Origin of the sequence: Comamonas sp. MYb69, assembly GCF_037479315.1 — a bacterium.
GTDB lineage: Bacteria > Pseudomonadota > Gammaproteobacteria > Burkholderiales > Burkholderiaceae_C > Comamonas.
The window spans coordinates 296,158-314,087 of record NZ_JBBGZG010000004.1 but is presented as its reverse complement, the minus strand read 5'-3'; the positions used below and the strand labels follow the sequence as shown (position 1 = coordinate 314,087).

General features: G+C 63.7%; 18 protein-coding genes. 13 read left to right on the top strand and 5 right to left on the bottom strand.

Annotated features, from left to right (window positions below; genetic code table 11):
* Positions 1-99 precede the first annotated feature (99 nt).
* The 3 genes from WH303_RS07745 to WH303_RS07735 form a co-directional block, all read right to left on the bottom strand.
* Entirely contained in the window at positions 100-1,098 is a 999-nt protein-coding gene (locus tag WH303_RS07745) for a FecR domain-containing protein (RefSeq protein ID WP_339517784.1), read from the bottom strand.
* Positions 1,091-1,609, bottom strand: a complete 519-nt coding sequence (locus WH303_RS07740) for a sigma-70 family RNA polymerase sigma factor (protein ID WP_339517782.1) — start codon at positions 1,607-1,609, stop codon at positions 1,091-1,093. The genes WH303_RS07745 and WH303_RS07740 overlap by 8 nt, the downstream gene beginning before the upstream one ends.
* A 118-nt stretch (positions 1,610-1,727) precedes the next feature.
* Positions 1,728-2,183 (bottom strand): Lrp/AsnC family transcriptional regulator, encoded by a 456-nt coding sequence (locus WH303_RS07735; protein WP_339517780.1) that lies wholly within the window; start codon positions 2,181-2,183, stop codon positions 1,728-1,730.
* 104 nt (positions 2,184-2,287) lie between these two features.
* On the opposite strand from WH303_RS07735, the gene WH303_RS07730 reads away from it, so the two are divergent.
* On the top strand, positions 2,288-2,908 hold the full coding sequence (locus WH303_RS07730) for a LysE family translocator (RefSeq protein WP_339517779.1): 621 nt from the start codon (positions 2,288-2,290) through the stop codon (positions 2,906-2,908).
* 191 nt (positions 2,909-3,099) lie between these two features.
* On the opposite strand, the gene WH303_RS07725 is transcribed toward WH303_RS07730, so the two are convergent.
* Entirely contained in the window at positions 3,100-3,900 is an 801-nt protein-coding gene (locus WH303_RS07725) for a hypothetical protein (RefSeq protein ID WP_339517778.1), read from the bottom strand.
* Between the two features lie 470 nt (positions 3,901-4,370).
* On the bottom strand, positions 4,371-5,324 hold the full coding sequence (locus WH303_RS07720; RefSeq protein WP_312989704.1) for a LysR family transcriptional regulator: 954 nt from the start codon (positions 5,322-5,324) through the stop codon (positions 4,371-4,373).
* A 143-nt stretch (positions 5,325-5,467) separates the two neighbouring features.
* Between WH303_RS07720 and WH303_RS07715 the strand changes: the two genes are divergently transcribed.
* The 12 genes from WH303_RS07715 (at position 5,468) to WH303_RS07660 (ending at position 17,556) form a co-directional block, all read left to right on the top strand.
* Entirely contained in the window at positions 5,468-6,679 is a 1,212-nt protein-coding gene (locus tag WH303_RS07715; RefSeq protein ID WP_339517777.1) for a muconate/chloromuconate family cycloisomerase, read from the top strand.
* Positions 6,680-6,737: 58 nt separating this feature from the next.
* On the top strand, positions 6,738-7,673 hold the full coding sequence (gene catA / locus WH303_RS07710) for a catechol 1,2-dioxygenase (RefSeq protein ID WP_339517776.1): 936 nt from the start codon (positions 6,738-6,740) through the stop codon (positions 7,671-7,673).
* A 132-nt stretch (positions 7,674-7,805) separates the two neighbouring features.
* The gene (locus WH303_RS07705) at positions 7,806-9,170 is read left to right on the top strand and encodes a Rieske 2Fe-2S domain-containing protein (protein ID WP_339517775.1); all 1,365 of its coding nucleotides are present in this window, start codon (positions 7,806-7,808) and stop codon (positions 9,168-9,170) included.
* Positions 9,167-9,679 (top strand): benzoate 1,2-dioxygenase small subunit, encoded by a 513-nt coding sequence (gene benB / locus WH303_RS07700; protein ID WP_339517774.1) that lies wholly within the window; start codon positions 9,167-9,169, stop codon positions 9,677-9,679. Before WH303_RS07705 ends, benB begins: the two co-directional genes overlap by 4 nt.
* A gap of 17 nt (positions 9,680-9,696) precedes the next feature.
* Positions 9,697-10,734: a benzoate 1,2-dioxygenase electron transfer component BenC gene (gene benC / locus WH303_RS07695; protein ID WP_339517772.1), complete on the top strand. Its 1,038-nt coding sequence runs from the start codon at positions 9,697-9,699 to the stop codon at positions 10,732-10,734.
* Positions 10,731-11,528: a benzoate diol dehydrogenase BenD gene (gene benD, locus WH303_RS07690; protein WP_339517771.1), complete on the top strand. Its 798-nt coding sequence runs from the start codon at positions 10,731-10,733 to the stop codon at positions 11,526-11,528. Before benC ends, benD begins: the two co-directional genes overlap by 4 nt.
* Positions 11,529-11,629: 101 nt before the next feature.
* On the top strand, positions 11,630-12,046 hold the full coding sequence (locus WH303_RS07685) for a RidA family protein (RefSeq protein WP_339517770.1): 417 nt from the start codon (positions 11,630-11,632) through the stop codon (positions 12,044-12,046).
* Positions 12,047-12,076: 30 nt separating this feature from the next.
* A complete protein-coding gene (locus WH303_RS07680) occupies positions 12,077-13,426 on the top strand; it encodes an MFS transporter (RefSeq protein WP_339517769.1) in 1,350 nt (449 codons plus the stop codon).
* 20 nt (positions 13,427-13,446) lie between these two features.
* The gene (gene catC / locus WH303_RS07675; protein ID WP_339517768.1) at positions 13,447-13,725 is read left to right on the top strand and encodes a muconolactone Delta-isomerase; all 279 of its coding nucleotides are present in this window, start codon (positions 13,447-13,449) and stop codon (positions 13,723-13,725) included.
* An 18-nt stretch (positions 13,726-13,743) separates the two neighbouring features.
* Positions 13,744-14,724 (top strand): tripartite tricarboxylate transporter substrate binding protein, encoded by a 981-nt coding sequence (locus WH303_RS07670; RefSeq protein WP_339517767.1) that lies wholly within the window; start codon positions 13,744-13,746, stop codon positions 14,722-14,724.
* Positions 14,725-14,761: 37 nt separating this feature from the next.
* Entirely contained in the window at positions 14,762-16,033 is a 1,272-nt protein-coding gene (locus WH303_RS07665; RefSeq protein WP_339517766.1) for a GTPase, read from the top strand.
* Positions 16,030-17,556: a dynamin family protein gene (locus WH303_RS07660; protein WP_339517765.1), complete on the top strand. Its 1,527-nt coding sequence runs from the start codon at positions 16,030-16,032 to the stop codon at positions 17,554-17,556. The genes WH303_RS07665 and WH303_RS07660 overlap by 4 nt, the downstream gene beginning before the upstream one ends.
* Positions 17,557-17,930: the final 374 nt, after the last annotated feature.

Sequence of the window (17,930 nt, the reverse complement as noted above, 5' to 3'; positions counted from 1 at the left end):
TCGCCACGGTGGCGACGGCGGTCAAGAGGAATCTCGGATCAACCATGTGATCTCCTCTTCTTGAAACGCTGCTCGGCCAAACAGCTCAGCCCATCCCCATTATTTTTTCAGCCCTGCCCGCACCAAGCGGTACGATGCCGCGCGCCAACCCCAGAGGCGGCTAACGGTCTGCACCTGCAAGGACAGCAGGCCGGCGACGTTGTCCAGCACCTTGGCAATATCTGCCAGCGGGTAGGCGCCCGACAGGCGCAGGGCCGCCACGTCGTCATCGCAGGACAGCGGGTGCACGCTGTAGCGCCCCAGCTCCTGCAGAAAATCATCCAGCCGCATATCCCGCGCGACCAGCACCCCGTCGACCCAGGCAGCATCGCTGTCCTCGCGGGCCGGCCGGGGCTCGCCGATGTGCTGGCGGTCAAAGCTGCTCTTTTGGCCGGCCTGCAGCACCAGGCTGCGCTGACCGTCCACCGGCGCCAGGCGCACCGCGCCTTCATAAACGCCCACCCGGGTCGGCCCCTCCGCATCCAACCGCACCGAAAACCGGGTGCCCAGCGCGGTCGTCAGCCCGTGGGGCGTCTCCACCAGCAAGGGCCGGCCACCGCCCTCCTTGCCGCTCTGCACCAGAATCTCACCGGCAATCAGGTGCAGCCTGCGCTCGCTGCTGCCAAAGCGGATATCAAGCACGGTGGATGCGTTCATGACCACCCGCGTGCCATCGTCCAGATCGATGCTGCGCCGCTCGCCCACCCCCGTGCGCTGACCCGCCAGCACCTCGCGCCAGCTGGTCTGCCGGTAGCCTGTCCAGGCCGCACCGCCGGCAACGACCAGCACCACCAGCGACTTGACCATCTGCCTGCGCCGTGCCGATCCCTGCGGCGCCAAGGCGGCTTTGGCAAAGTCCAAGGTATCGGGCCCGGCCATCGCACCCAGCCGGCCGTTGACGGCCTCGATGCGCTGCCAGGCCTGCTCATGCACCGGGTCTGCCGCCCGCCATTGCTGCCATTGGTCTTTCAGATCGGGGGTGGCATCTGGCGACTGCAGCTCCACCATCCATTCCACCGCCTGCTGGGCAACCGCCCGAGGAATCGCCGCCTCAGCCATGAATGGCGAAATAGCACTGCATGCCCGCTTGCACGATGTAGCGCTTCACGGTCGAGAGCGAAACGCCCAGCGCAGCGGCAATCTCCAGCTGGGGCATGCCCTCGAGTTGCGCCATCAAAAACGCCTGGCGCACGGGGGCTGGCAGTTGGTCCAGCATGCGGTCGATCTCATCGAGCGCCTCCAGCAAGAGCGCCCGCTCCTCGGGCGACATCGCCATCACCGCGGGGGCCTGGGCCAATGCATCCAGGTAGGCCTGCTCCAGACGCTGGCGGCGGTAGTGGTTCAGCAGCGCATGCTTGGCAGCGGTGGTCAGAAAAGCACGCGGCTCCTGCGCCGCCACCGGCTCATCGCGCAACAGCAGGCGCAGAAAAATATCATGCGCCAGGTCGGCCGCATGGTGCGCATCACCCAGTTTGCGGCGCAGCCAGGCACGCAGCCAGCTGTGGTGGTCGCGGTAGAGCGTGCTGACTTCCTGTCGCACGCCGTGGTGCGCACTGGCATCTTGGGACATAAAAAGGGGAGCCCCGCGCAGGTGCTCCCTCATGTATTGCAAATGATTCGTATTCTATTTGAAATTCCCAAACACAAGTAGCGACCAGGCTTGGGATGTTGGTTCCTGTCTGCGCCGATCAGCCCAACGCCGAGGTCAGCGGGCGGTTGAACACCACATCCTTCATGACCAAGGTTGAGGTCATGCGCTGCATCCCAGGCAAGGCCGTCAGCTTCTCGTCGTAGAGCTTCTGAAAGGCGGGCAAGTCTTTGACGACGATCTGCAGCAGATAGTCTGGGTCGCCAAAGAGCCGCTGGGCCTGGATCACGTTGTCCAGTTCGGCGACCGCTTTTTCAAAGTCGCACACGACCTTGCTGCTGTTGAGCGTGACGAAGACGATGGCAGCAAAGTCCAAACCCAGTGCCGCAGGTGCCAGATCGGCACGGTAGCCACGAATGGCACCCGCCTCCTCCAAGGTGCGCACACGCCGATGGCAGGAGGACAAACTCAGCCCCACCTGCGCAGCCAGGTCGGTGAGGCTCAAGCGCCCGTCACGCTCCAGCGCTGCAAGAATTTTCCGATCCAGTGCATTCATTCTTAGATAGCTTCCAGTTTTCTCTCAGTTATCGGAATTTATTGAGAGCACATTCTGCTACATGTTGCCTATCCTTCTCTCCTTTGTTTGACGAGAGAAGTACTGTGCCTTTGACCGCTGTAGCCGCCTTCTGGGCAGTGTCGTTTGCGTTGGTGATCACCCCGGGGGCCGATTGGGCCTATGTCATTTCTGCGGGCCTGCGCGGACGCCGCCTGGCTTGCGCTGCGGTCGTCGGTCTGGCCTGTGGTGCCTTGCTGGCCACTGCGGCGGTGGCCGCAGGCGTTGGCGCGCTGGTTGCCAGCTACCCCGTGGTCTTGACGGTGCTGACAGTGGCCGGCTCCGCCTATCTGCTCTGGATGGGCGTGGCCATGCTGCGCAGCCCTGCGGCCAGCGTCAGTGCCAGGTCCGAGCTGGTGGGGGGAGGATGGAAATGGGCATGCAAGGGCGCAGGTATCAGCGGCTTCAACCCCAAGCTGATTCTCTTGCTCCTGGCCTTGCTGCCGCAGTTTGTACACGCCGAGAGTGCATGGCCCGTCGCACTGCAGATCATGGTGCTGGGCGCCGTGCATGCGCTGAGCTGCTGCGGTGTGTATCTGGCGGTTGGTTTTACAGCGCAGCGCGTGCTGGGCACGCGCCCAGGCGCGGCACTGGTCGTATCTCGTGTGTCAGGGGCGCTGATGGTTGGCATCGCGTTGCTGCTGCTGGCTGAGCGGGCGATGCATTGATAGGGGCGGTGGCTGCCGATGGGCTGCAATGGCACTTCGGTTTGCAGCTCTGCCTGGTCTAAAGCTGGCATTCAACATTAAAACCGGGAGTTAACAACAGCCTCCCCACTCCCTCAAATTCACCCGTTTAGGTGCTTTTTTCATTGACGGGAAGTCCCTGCAGTGCAACAAAGCCACCAACATCCAATCCGCTATTTGATATCGAATTGGTTCACTTGCGTGGTTTCCTTTTCAATAGTGTTGGTGTATTTAGTGGCTTCAGCTGCGTTAGTACCGACATACCCGTATGTAGTGATAATGGAGTTCTCTTTGAGGGAGAGTCCTCGGTAAGGACCTGTAGCAGCCACCCATGAAGTGGCCTGTGTATCCAGGGTGAGCCTGCCGCTGTCTGCGTCCTTGGCCTGTGTCTTGGTATAAAAACGGCAGGCCGAAAATTGACCCAGCGAGGTGGTGACCGTTTCCAGGCCTACAAAGGTTCTTGCGTAGGCAACGTTGGAAACTCCACGTGTATAAACACCCTTTAAATATCCTTCATTCGTCTGCACAAAGTTCTGCGTGGTGACCTGGCCAGGCTGCATAGCCATCACGGATGCGCGTGCTGGCACCAAGCTTTGTTTGCTCGAAAAAATTAGGTTATCTAAATTGCCTAAACCGTAATAGAGCAGCACACCGTTTTCAATGGCATAACGAGAGTGGCCAAACGAATCTTCATTGGAGTCCACAAGAATAATGTTGGCACCGTCTTGTTTTTCTTCGCCTACGACCCGGTGAAAGAGAGAGTGTACATAAGTCGATGCACTGGAAGATTCAGCGGCTTGTGTGGTTTGGGATTGCATAAAAGCGATTTCGGTCCCCAGGCGGTAAAAACCGGCGTTGAAGCAGGCGGCCGAATCCACAGGCTCAGCGATGTCGTCACTGCCACCACCTCCGCAAGCCGAGAGGATGGTTGCCAAGGCAAAGACGACTATGTGGTGTGAAGTTTTTTGGTACATGAAGTGTGCCCGTTGATGTATCTGGAACTATCTTAAGTGTCCCGTGCGAGTTCGGGCATAACTCCACGTGCATCAAATGACATTTGCAGCTTTTTAGTGTGACAACGGCAACAAGAGCCGCTTCCACAATCCAGCAAACCGCAGGTTTGCATTGAAGACGAGACATGAAACCGCAGGCAGTACAAAAGTACGAAAAGGTTTCCTTGAGCGACGACTGGGTAAACCTGAGGGTAATTGCTAGGCACTGACTTTTAGAGCTCTAGGGAGTCATATTCTCGGTGCTTTGGTTTGCAAGTCGTGGACGGGTCTGACCGACAGCTTTTGTGTGAAATGAACTCCTGCCTTGGGTCTTTAACCGCCCTCAAATTCATCAAGGCCGTTCTCTATGATCATCGCAATAACCTGAAAACAGACAAAGCTCTCACTCGCACTCAATCCGCAACTGACACTTTAAAGCGCAGCGAGCCCCCTCACCTCTTCCCAACACCCCCATACATCTCCCCCGCCGGAAACGCATTCGTCTCAAAATCCAGCCACGGCGGGTTCTGTGCATACATCTCGGCCGTCAGCTCCTTGATCGCCGCGATATACCAGGAGTCGTCATTGACGCGGTGGCTCAGGATGATCGGTGAGGTGGCGCGCTCGTCGTCGATCAGGCGGTAGACCAGGTCCGAGCGCAGCCGCGCTGCTGCCGGCACGATACAGACGCCCATCTCGGCGGCGACCAGGCCCAGGCCGGCCTGCAGCTCACGCACCTCATGCACCTCGGCGGGCTGTATGCCCTGGTCATGCAGGAGGCCCAGCACATGGTCGGCAAAGCTGGGGCGCGGGTCCTTGGGGTAGACGATGAGGCGCTGGCCGGCCAGCTCGGGCAGGCGGATGCGGCCGGTGTCGGCGGCCAGCGGGGTGCCTGGCGCAATGGCCAGCACCAGCTTTTCTTCGCGCAGCACGGTGCGCGCCACCGAGGTGTCATTGGTGCGGATGCGGCCAAAACCCAGGTCGATGCGGCCCGAGCGCAGCTCCTGGATCTGCTGGATCGAGCCCATGTCCACCAGGTGCACGTCCACGTCCGGATAGCGTTTGCGGAACATGCGCACCAGCATCGGCAGCCCGCCGTACAAGGTGGAGGCCACATAGGCAATCGAGATGGATTGCCGCTGGTTCAGCCCCACTTGCCGGGCCGCGCTTTTCATCTGGTCCACCCGCTGCAGCACCTGCAGCGATTGCTCATAGAAGAGGCGCCCGGCCTCGGTCAGGCGCACCGGGCGGCTGTTGCGCTGGATCAGCTGCACGCCCAGCTCGTCCTCCAGCTGCTGGATCTGGCGGCTGAACGGCGGCTGCGCAATATGCATTTGCTCAGCCGCGCGGGTGAAGTTGCGGGTAGTGGCCACGGCCACAAAATACCGGATATGGCGCAGATCCATCAGGGAAAACCATAGATATGGGAATGTAGCGATTTTAAGTCATTGTTTTTTAATATTCAAACTACACACCATACCTGCAAGGTATGAAACAAGACAAATTCGGTGTTGGATCAAGGGGCGCACTGCGTCGTCCAATAGCCTCCATGCAAAACACACACCCACCCCAAGACAACGCCCGACCTGCGGCATATACGGCAGCAGGCTGCGTTGTCGTCGAACAGGTGGAGACCTTGCTGGTCGATCTGCCCACCATTCGCCCCCACAAGCTGTCGATGGCCACGATGAACGGCCAGACCCTGATGCTGGTGCGCGTGCGCTGCTCCGATGGCACGGTGGGCATGGGCGAGGGCACGACCATTGGCGGCCTGGCCTATGGCGCCGAATCGCCCGAGGGCATGAAGCTGGCCATCGATACCTATTTTGTGCCGCAGATGCTGGGCGCCAACGCCAACCGCGTGCCCGCACTGATGGCCCGGCTGAACCAGGCCATCCGCGACAACCGCTTTGCCAAGTGCGCTGTCGAGACGGCGCTGTTCGATGCACTGGGCCAGCGCACCGGCCTGCCGGTGTCCGAGCTGCTGGGCGGCCGCCTGCGTGACCGCCTGCCCGTCGCCTGGACGCTGGCCTCGGGCGACACCGGCCGCGACATCGAAGAAGCGCAGCGCATGCTGGAGACACGCCGCCACCAGATCTTCAAGCTCAAGATCGGCCGCAAGGCGGTGCGCGACGATGTGGCCCATGTAGCGGCCATCAAGAAGGCACTGGGCGATCTGGCCTCGGTGCGGGTCGATGTGAACATGGCCTGGAGCGAGCTCGAAGCGCACCATGGCCTGGCCGGCCTCGTCGATGCCGGCTGCGAGCTGGCCGAGCAGCCGGTGGCCAGCGCCGATGTGCTGGCCCGGCTCAAAGGCCGCTACCCCATTGCCATCATGGCCGATGAATCGCTGACCGGCCCGGCCTCGGCGCTGGCACTGGCACGCGTGGCTGGCGCCGATGTGTTTGCGATCAAGACCGAGCAATCGGGCGGGCTGCAGGCGGCGCAACAGGTCGCCGCCATTGCCGATGCGGCCGGGATCGAACTGTATGGCGGCACCATGCTCGAAGGCGGCGTGGGCACCATCGCCTCGGCCCATGTGTTTTCCACATTCCGCGAGCTGCAATGGGGCACCGAGCTGTTTGGCTCGCTGCTGCTGACCGAAGAGATACTGGCCACGCCGCTGGAGTACAAGGATTTCCACCTGACGGTGCCCACCACACCGGGCCTGGGCATTGCGCTGGATGAAGACCGCGTGCGGCACTTCCGCAGGGACCGCAGCCGCGTGAGCGTGCCGGTCGGGGTGTCCGCCACAGACTGACACCACAGACGGATAGACAGACAGATTGACCCCAAGAATTTACGACAAGGAGACTACGATGAGCGCCCCTATCTTCAACACCCCCGACGTGCAGGATTTTCTGCGTCTGGCCAGCGGCCTCAACCAGGACGGTGGCAACCCGCGCACCAAGCAGATCATCCACCGCATCCTGTCCGACCTGTTCAAGGCCATTGAAGACCTGGACATCACGTCCGACGAATACTGGGCCGGCGTTGCCTACCTGAACCAGCTGGGCGCGCGCGGCGAGGCCGGCCTGCTCTCGCCCGGCCTGGGGCTGGACCGCTACTTCGACATGCGCATGGACGCCGAAGACGCGGCGCTGGGCATCGCCAACGGCACACCGCGCACGATTGAAGGCCCGCTTTACGTGGCAGGCGCGCCCGTGGTGCAAGGCTCTGGCCGCCTCGATGACGGCAGCGACACGGCCGGCCACACCCTCATCATGCACGGCACCGTCTACGGCGCCGATGGCCAACCGCTGCCCGGCGCGCAGGTCGAGGTCTGGCATGCCAACACCAAGGGCTTTTACTCGCACTTTGACCCCACCGGCGAGCAAAAACCGTTCAACATGCGCCGCACCATCATGGCCGATGCCCAAGGCCGCTACAAATTCCAGAGCATCGTACCCATGGGCTATGGCTGCCCGCCCGATGGCCCGACCCAGGCCCTGCTCAACCAGCTGGGCCGCCACGGCAACCGCCCCGCGCACATCCACTTCTTTGTCACGGCCGATGGCCACCGCAAGCTCACCACGCAGATCAATATCGACGGTGACCCGCTGGTGTTTGACGACTTTGCCTACGCCACCCGCGAAGGCCTGGTGCCCCCGCTGACCGAGCGCAGCGACGAGGCCAGCATCCGCGCCCACGGCCTGAGCGGCCCGTTTGCCGAGATCGTGTTTGACATCCAGCTCAGCGCGCTGGTGGGCGGTGTCGACAACCAGATCGTGGACCGCCCACGCCTGGCGGCCTGACCGGCTGACGCCACGCGGCCGGGGTGCTGCCTAGCAGGCAGTGCCCCCGCCCCAGACCCATCCTCCCTCCCCTAGCCATTCGCGCCGCGATCCGCGTTGCGAGGCGGAGCTGTACCCCCAGGAGCCCTCACCATGACCACGATTGCCTCTGCCGATCAGTTCGGCGCCGTCGAACACCTGCTGGAGACAGCGCTGCAAGACGACAAGGAAGCGGGCATTTTCCGCTGCCGCCGCGACATCTTCACCAACCCCGAGCTGTTCGAGCTGGAGATGAAGTACCTGTTCGAATCGAACTGGGTCTACCTGGCGCACGAGAGCCAGATCCCCGACAACAACGACTACTACACCACGTCGATTGGCCGCCAGCCCATCATCATCACCCGCGATAAGCTGGGTGAGCTGCATGCGGTGATCAATGCCTGCGCGCACAAGGGCGCGATGCTGTGCCGCAAAAAGCATGGCAACAAGGGCAGCTTCACCTGCCCCTTCCATGGCTGGACCTTCAGCAACGCCGGCAAGCTGCTCAAGGTCAAGGACGAGAAGACCACCGAGTACCCGATCACTTTCAACAAGAACGGCTCGCACGACCTGACCAAGGTGGCGCGCTTCCAGAACTACCGGGGCTTTCTGTTTGGCAGCCTGAACGCCGATGTGCAGCCACTCGAAGACTACCTGGGCGAGACCCGCGTCATCATCGACCAGATCGTGGACCAGGCGCCCGAAGGCCTGGAAGTGCTGCGCGGCAACTCCAGCTACATCTATGACGGCAACTGGAAAATGCAGATGGAAAACGGCTGCGACGGCTACCACGTCAGCTCCGTGCACTGGAACTATGCGGCCACGATGAGCCGCCGCAATGCCGAAGGCACCAAGGCGACTGACGCCAACAACTGGAGCAAGTCGGTCGCCGGCGTCTATGGCTTTGAGAACGGCCACATCCTGCTGTGGACCAACACCTTGAACCCCGAGGTGCGCCCGATCTGGAACCAGCGCGAGGAACTCGCCCAGCGCGTGGGCCAGGAGCGCGCAGATTTCATCGTGCGCCAGACGCGCAACCTCTGCCTCTACCCCAATGTGTTCCTGATGGACCAGTTCGGCACCCAGATCCGTGTGGCCCGCCCCTTGAACGTGAACCAGACGGAGATCAGCATCTTCTGCTTTGGCCCCAAGGGCGAGAGCGCGCAAGACCGCGCCACCCGCATCCGCCAGTACGAGGATTTCTTCAACGTCTCGGGCATGGGCACGGCCGATGACCTGGAAGAGTTCCGCGCCTGCCAGGCGGGTTACGCCGGCAGCGCCGTGCGCTGGAACGACATGAGCCGTGGCGCGCCGCTGTGGATCGAGGGCCCCGACGAGAACGCGAAGAAGATGGGCATGAGCCCCTTGCTCAGCGGCGAGCGCAGCGAGGACGAGGGCCTGTTTGTCTGCCAGCACGACTACTGGGCCAAGACCATGCGCCAAGCCGTGCAGCAAGAGCGCGCAGGAGTGCAGCCATGAGCAGCGCCGCCAGCCACAGCAACGCGGCCGACCACCGCGCCATCTGCGCCTTTCTCTACCGCGAGGCGCGCTACCTGGACGACCGCGAGTGGGAGCCCTGGCTGGCGCTCTACGCGCCCGATGCCGAGTACTGGATGCCTGCCTGGGACGACGATGACCAGCTCACCGACGACCCGCACAGCCAGATCTCGCTGATCTACTACCCCAACCGCAATGGGCTGGAAGACCGGGTCTTCCGCATCAAGACCGAGCGCTCCAGCGCCTCCATGCCCGAGCCGCGCACCAACCACATGATCACCAATGTGGAAGTGCTGGCCGAGCAGGCCGATACGGTGGAGGTTCGCTACAACTTTCATACGCTGAGCCACCGCTACAAGCAGACCGATCACTTCTTTGGCACGGTCTTTCTGACCCTGCGCAAAGTGGCCGACAGCTTCCTCATCGCCCGCAAGAAGATCGTCCTCAAGAACGACTACATCCGCCAGGTCATTGATGTCTACCACATCTGACACGCCAGGAGACCACCATGAACAGCTATCGCATTGCCCTGAACTTTGAGGACGGGGTCACCCGCTTTGTGGACTGCGGCGCCCACGAAAAAGTGCTGGATGCCGCCTTCCGCAACCGCATCAACCTGCCGATGGACTGCTCGGACGGCGTCTGCGGCACCTGCAAGTGCAAGGCCGAAAGCGGCACCTACGACCTGGGCGACGACTACATCGACGACGCGCTGACCGAAGACGAAGCCGGCCAAGGCCTGGTGCTGACCTGCCAGATGGTGCCGCAGTCTGACTGCGTGATCGCCGTGCCGGTGCCCTCCACCGCCTGCAAGACCGGCACCAGCCAGTTCAGCGCCACGGTGAGCGCGGTGCAGCCCTTTGGCGATGCCGCCTATGAGCTGGTGCTGGATGTGGCCGAGGCCGCACCCGCATTTCTGCCGGGCCAGTACGTCAATATCGGCGTGCCGGGCAGCAGCCAGCACCGCTCCTACTCGTTCAGCTCCGCACCTGGCGATGGCCGCATGACCTTCCTGATCAAGCAGGTGCCCGGCGGCCTGATGAGCAGCTGGCTCCAGGGCGCGAGCCAGGGCGAGCCGCTGCAGATGACCGGGCCGCTGGGCAGCTTTTACCTGCGCGCGGTCACGCGGCCGCTGCTATTCTTGGCAGGCGGCACGGGCCTGGCGCCCTTCCTGTCGATGCTGGAGGTGCTGGCCCGCAACGGAGCAACGCAGCCCATCCACATGGTCTATGGCGTCACCCGCGATGCGGACCTGGTGCTGGTCGAGCGCCTGCAGGCCTATGCGCTGCAGATCCCGGGCTTCACCTTCAGCACCTGCGTGGCCGATCCGCAGACCGGGCATGAGCGCCAGGGCTATGTCACCCATCACCTGCCCGCCCAGGCGCTGCATGGCGGCAATGTGGATGTCTACCTCTGCGGCCCGCCGCCCATGGTGGATGCGGTGCAAAAGCACTTCCAGGCCGAAGGCATAGTGCCCGCCAACTTCCATTACGAAAAGTTCACGCCCACCCAGCCGGTGGCCGCCGTGGCGGAGGCCTTGGCATGAACGCGCCCCTGCAAGCCGCAAGCACCCAGCGCTTTGCCGGCAAGGTGATGGTGGTGACCGGCGCGGCCCAGGGCATTGGCCGGGGCGTGGCGCTGCGCGCTGTGGCCGAAGGCGCCCAGGTGCTGTTGGTCGACCGGGCCGACTTTATTGCCGAGGTGGCAGCCGAGGCGGGCAGCCCCAACGCAGCCGGCCTGGTGGCCGACCTGGAAACCTACGAGGGCGCACAGGCCGCGATGGCCCGGGCCGCCGAGCTGTTTGGCGGTATCGACATCCTCATCAACGGCGTGGGCGGCGCGATCCGCATGCGCCCTTTTGCCGAGTTCGAGCCCGCGCAGATCGATGCAGAAATCCGCCGCTCGCTGATGCCCACCCTCTATGCCTGCCATGCCGTGCTGCCGCATCTGCTGGCGCGCGGCGGCGGCACCATCGTCAATGTGTCGTCCAACGCCACGCGCGGCATTCGCCGGGTGCCGTACTCGGCCGCCAAGGGCGGCGTCAATGCCTTGACGCAATCGCTGGCGATGGAATACGCACCGCAGAACATCCGCGTCGTCGCCTCGGCCCCTGGCGGCACCCATGCGCCGCCCCGGCGAGTGCCGCGCAATGCCGCGGGCGACAGCCCGCAGGAGCAGAGCTGGATGCGCGAGGCCGTGCAGCAGGTGACGGAGTCCAACTACTTCAAGCGTTACGGCAGCTTGGATGACCAGGTCGGCCCGATCCTGTTTCTGGCCTCTGACGAGGCGGCCTACATCACCGGTGCGGTACTGCCCGTGGCCGGTGGCGACAACGGCTGAGCGCAGTCCGCCGCCCACCGCCCTACCCACTCTAAAAATAGAACAGCCCGCGCCTGTGCAGCACCGCAAAGCTGCAGCGATGCGCGGGCCCAGGAGACGCCATGACTGATCGACAAGCCATTGTTCCGCCCGGCATGGAGGCGGTGTACGAAAAGATCGGCTACGCCCCGGCCATCCGTGTCGGCCACACCGTCTATGTGTCCGGCCAGATCGGCCGCAAGTCTGACTTGCAGCTGGTCGAAGACCGCGAAGCCCAGATCACGCAGGCCTTTGCCAACCTGCAGCTGGTGCTGGAGGCTGCAGGCGCCCGCCTGGCCGATGTGGTCGATCTGACCAGCTTTCATACCGATATGCGTGACCTGCCCTTGTTCATGCAGGTGCGCAACCGCTTTTTGCACAGCCACCCGCTTCCCGCCTGGACAGCGGTGGGCGCACACATGCTGGGCGGCGCGCCCGGCTACATCGTGGAGATCAAGGCCATTGCAGTGATACCGGCCCATGCAGCCAAACCGGGCTGAACAACCCAGCCCTTATAAAAGGAGACAGAGATGAAAACCTTGGACGTCAACCAGGTCATAGACAACGCCCGCTTTACGCGCTTCCACTGGATGGTCACCCTGCTATGCGGCTTGCTGCTGGTGTTCGATGGCTATGACCTGTTCATCTACGGCGCCGTGCTGCCCGTGCTGATGAAGGAGTGGAGCCTCTCACCCGTGCAGGCCGGCGCCTTGGGCAGTTATGCGCTGTTCGGCATGATGTTTGGCGCCTTCATCTTTGGCCCGCTGGCTGACCGCATCGGCCGCAAAAAGGGCGTGGCCATCAGCTTTGTGCTGTTCAGCATTGCCACCTTCATGAGCGGCTTTGCCACGTCGCCCACCGAGTTTGGCATCTTCCGCTTTATCGCCGGCCTGGGCTGCGGCGGCCTGATGCCCAATGCCGTGGCCCTCATCAACGAATACGCCCCCAAGCGCGCCCGCAGCACCCTGGTGGCGCTGATGTTCAGCGGCTATTCGCTGGGCGGCGTGCTCTGCGCGGGCCTGGGCATCTACATGCTGCCGCGCTTTGGCTGGCAGTCCATGTTCTTTGCCGCAGCCCTGCCGCTGGTGCTGCTGCCGCTGATCTTGTGGAAGCTGCCCGAGTCGGTGGGCTTTTTGCTGCGCCAGGGCCAGCAGGCCAAGGCGCGGCAGATGCTGTCGCAGGTAGCGCCCGATGTGGCCATGGGCAGCGATGTACAGCTGCTGCAGACCGAAGCCAAAGGCGCCGGCGTGCCCATGCTCGATCTGTTCCTCAAAGGCCGCGCGATGGGCACCTTCATGATCTGGCTGTCCTTCTTCTGCTGCCTGCTGATGGTGTATGCGCTGGGCTCCTGGCTGCCCAAGCTGATGGCCACGGCCGGCTACAGCCTGGGATCGAGCCTGTCGTTCCTGCTGATGCTGAACTTTGGCGGCGTGGTCGGCGCCATTGCCGGCGGCTGGCTGGGTGACCGCTTCAGCCTGCCCAAGGTGGTGCTGGCCTTCTTTGCGCTGGGCACCGTGGCCATCGCGCTGCTGGGCTTCAACAGCCCCATGCCGGTGCTCTACCTGCTGATCGCCATTGCCGGCGCCACCACCATCGGCACGCAGATCCTGCTGTATGCCAACACCGCGCAGTTCTATCCGCAGGCCATCCGCTCCACGGGGCTGGGCTGGGCCTCGGGTGTGGGGCGCACCGGCGCCATTGTGGGCCCACTGCTGGGCGGCTGGCTGATGGCCTCAGCGCTGCCGCTGCAGATGAACTTCCTGGTGTTTGCCGTGCCAGGCCTGGTCGCCGCGCTCGCCATCGGCTTCTTCATCCTTTACTACCGAGGCAAGCAAGAGGCGTCCCAAGTCGTCGTTGCTGCCGTTCGCCCCGCCGTCTGATCGCTCCTTAGGAAAAACCCATGCTCTATCTTGTCCATATGGTCGTCAACATCCCCGCCAGCGTGCCCGCCGAAGAGGCCGCGCGCATCAAGGCTGCGGAAAAAGCCTATTCGCAGCAGCTGCAGGAATCGGGACAATGGCCGCACCTGTGGCGCGTGGTGGGCGAATACGCCAACTACAGCGTCTTCGATGTGGCCAGCCATGACGAGCTGCACAACACGCTGAGCCAGCTGCCGCTGTTCCCCTATATGCAGATCACAGTGACGCCACTGGCCAAGCACCCCTCTTCCATCCGATAAGCAGACAGGCAGATGCAGATGACGATGCAACGGCGAACCCTAGCCCTGCTGCTGGCGGCCCTGGCGCTGCCAGGTGCCGCCATGGCGCAACCCGATGCCGCCTGGCCGGCCAAGCCCATCAAATGGGTGGTGCCCTTTCCGCCGGGTGGCGCGATGGATGTGATTGCCCGCACCTTGGGGGATAGGGCCGCGCGCGAGCTGGGCCAGCCCTTTGTGATCGAGAACCGGCCCGGCGCGGGCGGCAATATTGGCGCCGACTATGTCGCCAAGCAGCCTGCCGACGGCTACACCATCATGATCACCTCGATTGGCATGGCCACCAACCCGGCGCTCTACGCCAAGCTGGCCTATGACCCGGTCAAGGACTTTGCGCCCATCAGCCTCCTGGCGGTGGTGCCCAATGTGCTGGTGGTCAATGCCGCCCGCAGCCCCGACCAATCGGTGCAGGACCTGCTGGCCCATGCGCGCCGCAACCCCGGCAAGCTGAGCTATGCGTCCGCAGGCAACGGCACCTCCATCCACCTGGCCGGCGAGGTGTTTGCCTCCACCGCCGGCGTGGAGCTGATGCATGTGCCCTACAAGGGCAGCGGCCCGGCCATTACCGACATGCTGGGCGGCCAGGTCGATCTGATGTTTGACAGCATCACCTCGGCGCGGCCCCATATCCAGTCTGGCAAGCTGCGCGCGCTGGGCGTGACGACTGCCAAGCGCTCCTCCGCGCTGCCCGGTGTGCCCACGATTGCCGAAGCCGGCCTGCCCGGCTACGAGGTATCGCCCTGGTTTGCGGTGTTTGCGCCAGCCGGCACACCGCCCCAGGTGGTGGCCCGGCTCAACCAGGTGCTCAACGGCGCGATGCAGCAGCCCGATACCCTCAAAAAGCTCGAAAGCGTGGGCGCCGAGCCCATTGGCAGCACGCCCCAGGCGCTGGCCACCCACCTGCAGCAGGAGCTGGCGCGCTGGGGCACGCTGATCAAGGAGCGCGGCATCCGCCTGGATTGATGCCGCAGCCTGGCAACGGACAACAAGGGCCAACCCCATGAACCTCAACGATACCCGCAGCCACGCCGAGCAGGCCATTGGCGCCGTGCTGCCCCAGCGCCGGCACGACTTGGCGCGCCTGCGCGTGCTGGCCGAGCGCGGCCTGCAGCCCGTCGTCACCGTGGTGGGCAAGTACAACCACGGCAAAAGCCGCCTGCTCAATGAGCTGATCGGCAGCCCCACCTTTGCCGTGGCCGACCGGCGCGAGACCGTGGCCCTGTCCGGCCATGTGCATGCGCAGGTGCGTTGGCTGGATGCGCCGGGGCTGGATGCCTATGTGGACCAGGCCGATGACGACCACGCGCACCGCGCCACCTGGCTAGAGTCCGACATCCGCCTGTTTGTGCATGCCGCCAAGGAAGGCGAGCTCGATGCGCGCGAGCGCAGCCTGCTCCAAGCACTGCACGCCGATTCCCAGCGCACCCGGCGCCAAACGCTGTGCGTGCTCACGCAGATCGACCAGCTGGCCGACGACGCTGCCCAGCAGCAGGTGAACGGCGCCATCGCAGCGCAAGCCGCCGGCCCGATGTGGCTGGCCGTCTCATCCACCCGCTACCGCCAGGGCGTGGATGGCGCCAAACAACTGCTGCTGGAGAGAAGCGGCATCCCGGCGCTGCAGCAGTCCCTCAAGCAAGCCCTCGCCCAAGTGCCCCAGGCGCGCAGCCATGAGAAAGCCCTGCTGCTGCAGGAGATTCGCAGCCAGCTCCAGGCCCTGCATGCCGAGCGCCAACAGCGCCTGGCCCAGTTGCGCCAGCTGCAGGCAGAGCAAGGCCAGCGCTTTGCGAGCGACCTGGCCGCCGTGCAAGACAAGACCGGCCAGGACATCCAGGCCGTGCTCGATGTGCCAAGGCCGGACCATTCGCTCACGCCCGACAGCTTTGCCGACCAGTTCAAGATGACGCCCGGCAAGCTCGAGCGCAACCGCCTGCAGGTCGCCTATTCCAAGGCCTGCATCAGCATCAGCGCCATCTTGACCAAGCATGGCGTGGTGGAGCTGCCGCTGGAGCAGCAGACCCAGGTCAAGAGCCTGGACAGCGTGATGGTCGCCGTCATGGGCGTCTCGGTGAAATACCGCCAGGACCTGCGCCGCCTGTTTTGCGAGTCCGCCGGGCGCAGCGCCCTGGCCCAGGCCTTTACCCGCTACTTTGAGCTCTCGGCTGACCGCCAGGCCCTGGTGCAGCGCATGGCCCACCAAGAAGCCCAGGTGCAAGCCAGCGCCCAGGCTTTAACAGCCTTGAGCGCACTCGAAGCACTGGAGACCCGCGCATGAATGCCATGGCCGGCGAACAGCAGTTTCTGGCCCATGCGGGCGGCAGCGCCGCCGGGCCCACCACTGCCAACCATCAGGCCGGGCTGGCGCAACTGCATTCCCAACTGCAACAGCTGCAAGCCTGGCAAACCCAGCTGCAACAAGGCCTGGGCAGCGCCCTGGCACCAACACCCGGCCTGCAGCCCAGCCACCCGCTGGCCCAGCAAGCCCAGGCCCTGCACCAGCAATGCCAGGATCTGCAGGTGCGCTGGGCGCAGCAATGGTCTGCGCTGCAGCCCGCACGCAGCCTGGCCCAGGACTTTGAGCAGCGCGTGATCCTGCTGGTGTTTGGCAAGTTCAATGCCGGCAAAAGCTCGCTGTGCAACTTTCTGGCCGAGCGCTTTGCCGCGCAGGGCCAGCCCCTGCGCTTCTTTCACCTGGCAGATGGCGCGGTGGTGGAAAGCGACGAGCCCCTGCGCGAAGGCGCCACCGAAACAACAGCCCGGCTGCAAGGCCTGTGCCTGGGCACTGGCCTGGTGCTGCTGGACACCCCCGGCCTGCACTCCGTCACGCCCGAGAATGCCGCCCTCACCCAGCGCTTTACCGAAAGCGCCGACGGCCTGCTCTGGCTCAGCAGCTCCACCTCGCCCGGCCAGGTGCAAGAGCTGGACGAACTCGCCCGCGAACTGCGCCGCAACAAGCCGCTGCTGCCGGTCATCACCCGCAGCGACCTGATCGAAGAAGACGAGGTCGATGGCGAGATCCAAAAATGCTTGCGCAACAAAACCCTGGCCAACCGCGCGCTGCAAGAGGCCGACGTACAGGCACGCGCCCAGGGCAAGCTGCGCCAGCTGGGCATTGATCTGTCGGTGCTGAAGCGCCCTGTCTCCATCTCCGTCCACGCCGCACGCCACCAGCCAGGCCCCGACGCGCTGGCCGACGCTGGCCTGCTGCGTCTCTACACCGCCATCGCCGACGTACTGGCCCCCGCCCAGGCCTATAAACAGCGCAAACCGGCCGAGGTGCTGCTGCACCACCTGGAAGAAAACCTACAAGGCTCCATCGATGCCGAACTGCGGCCCCCACTGCAGCGCCTGCAACAGACCCTGGCCCAGGAGCAAGAGCGCCTGCAGCACAGCAAGGCGGCGATGCTGCGCGCCGCGTGGCGCCAGACCATTCCTGCGCTGCCGGGGTTGCTGGATCTGTATGCGGATCGGTTGCCCTTGCTGTTTGCCGAGGTTGCTGCGCTAGTGCGAGGTGAGATTAGGGAACAGCTGCGCAGCCATCTCGCTGGCTATGCACTGCCTGCGCTGCCAGCAGAACCAGCGACCCTGGGGTGGCCACCGGCTACTGTGGGCCCTGATGCCCTTTACGCAACTTTGCAAAATGCTGTGCGCGAGCAGCTAGAGATGGCTTTGGCTGCAGCGGTCGATACCTGCAGCCATGCACTGGAGCCGATGGTGCTGCCAGTCGCGCAGATGCAGGCGCATTTGCGGCAGTGCAGCCAGGATTTGCATGGCGTGGGCACTACGTTGCGGGCTTGAATGCGAACGGACGCCAATGTCCCCCATTTCCCCTAACGAGCCACCTAGAGTCATGGTTTGCCATCCCATTCGGGCTTCGGGCAAAAGCATGCCCATGTTTTTCAAGGTGGATGGACGATGCTCAAGAGCAGCAAAACGGCATGGTCGAACACGTAACCCGAACGATGAAGGAGCAATGCGTACACACACCGCTTGGAGCGTCTGCACAACGCCAGCAGGGTCCTTGGGGACTCGATGGGCTTCTGCTGGACGGTCCCGGGTCAGGCCAGAACTGCTGGTGCCAGCCAATCACCAGATTCGCACGATAGATACCATCATCTACCTACCATATATCCCGTACCTTGCCACATATCCATTGCGCCCGTTTTATAGAT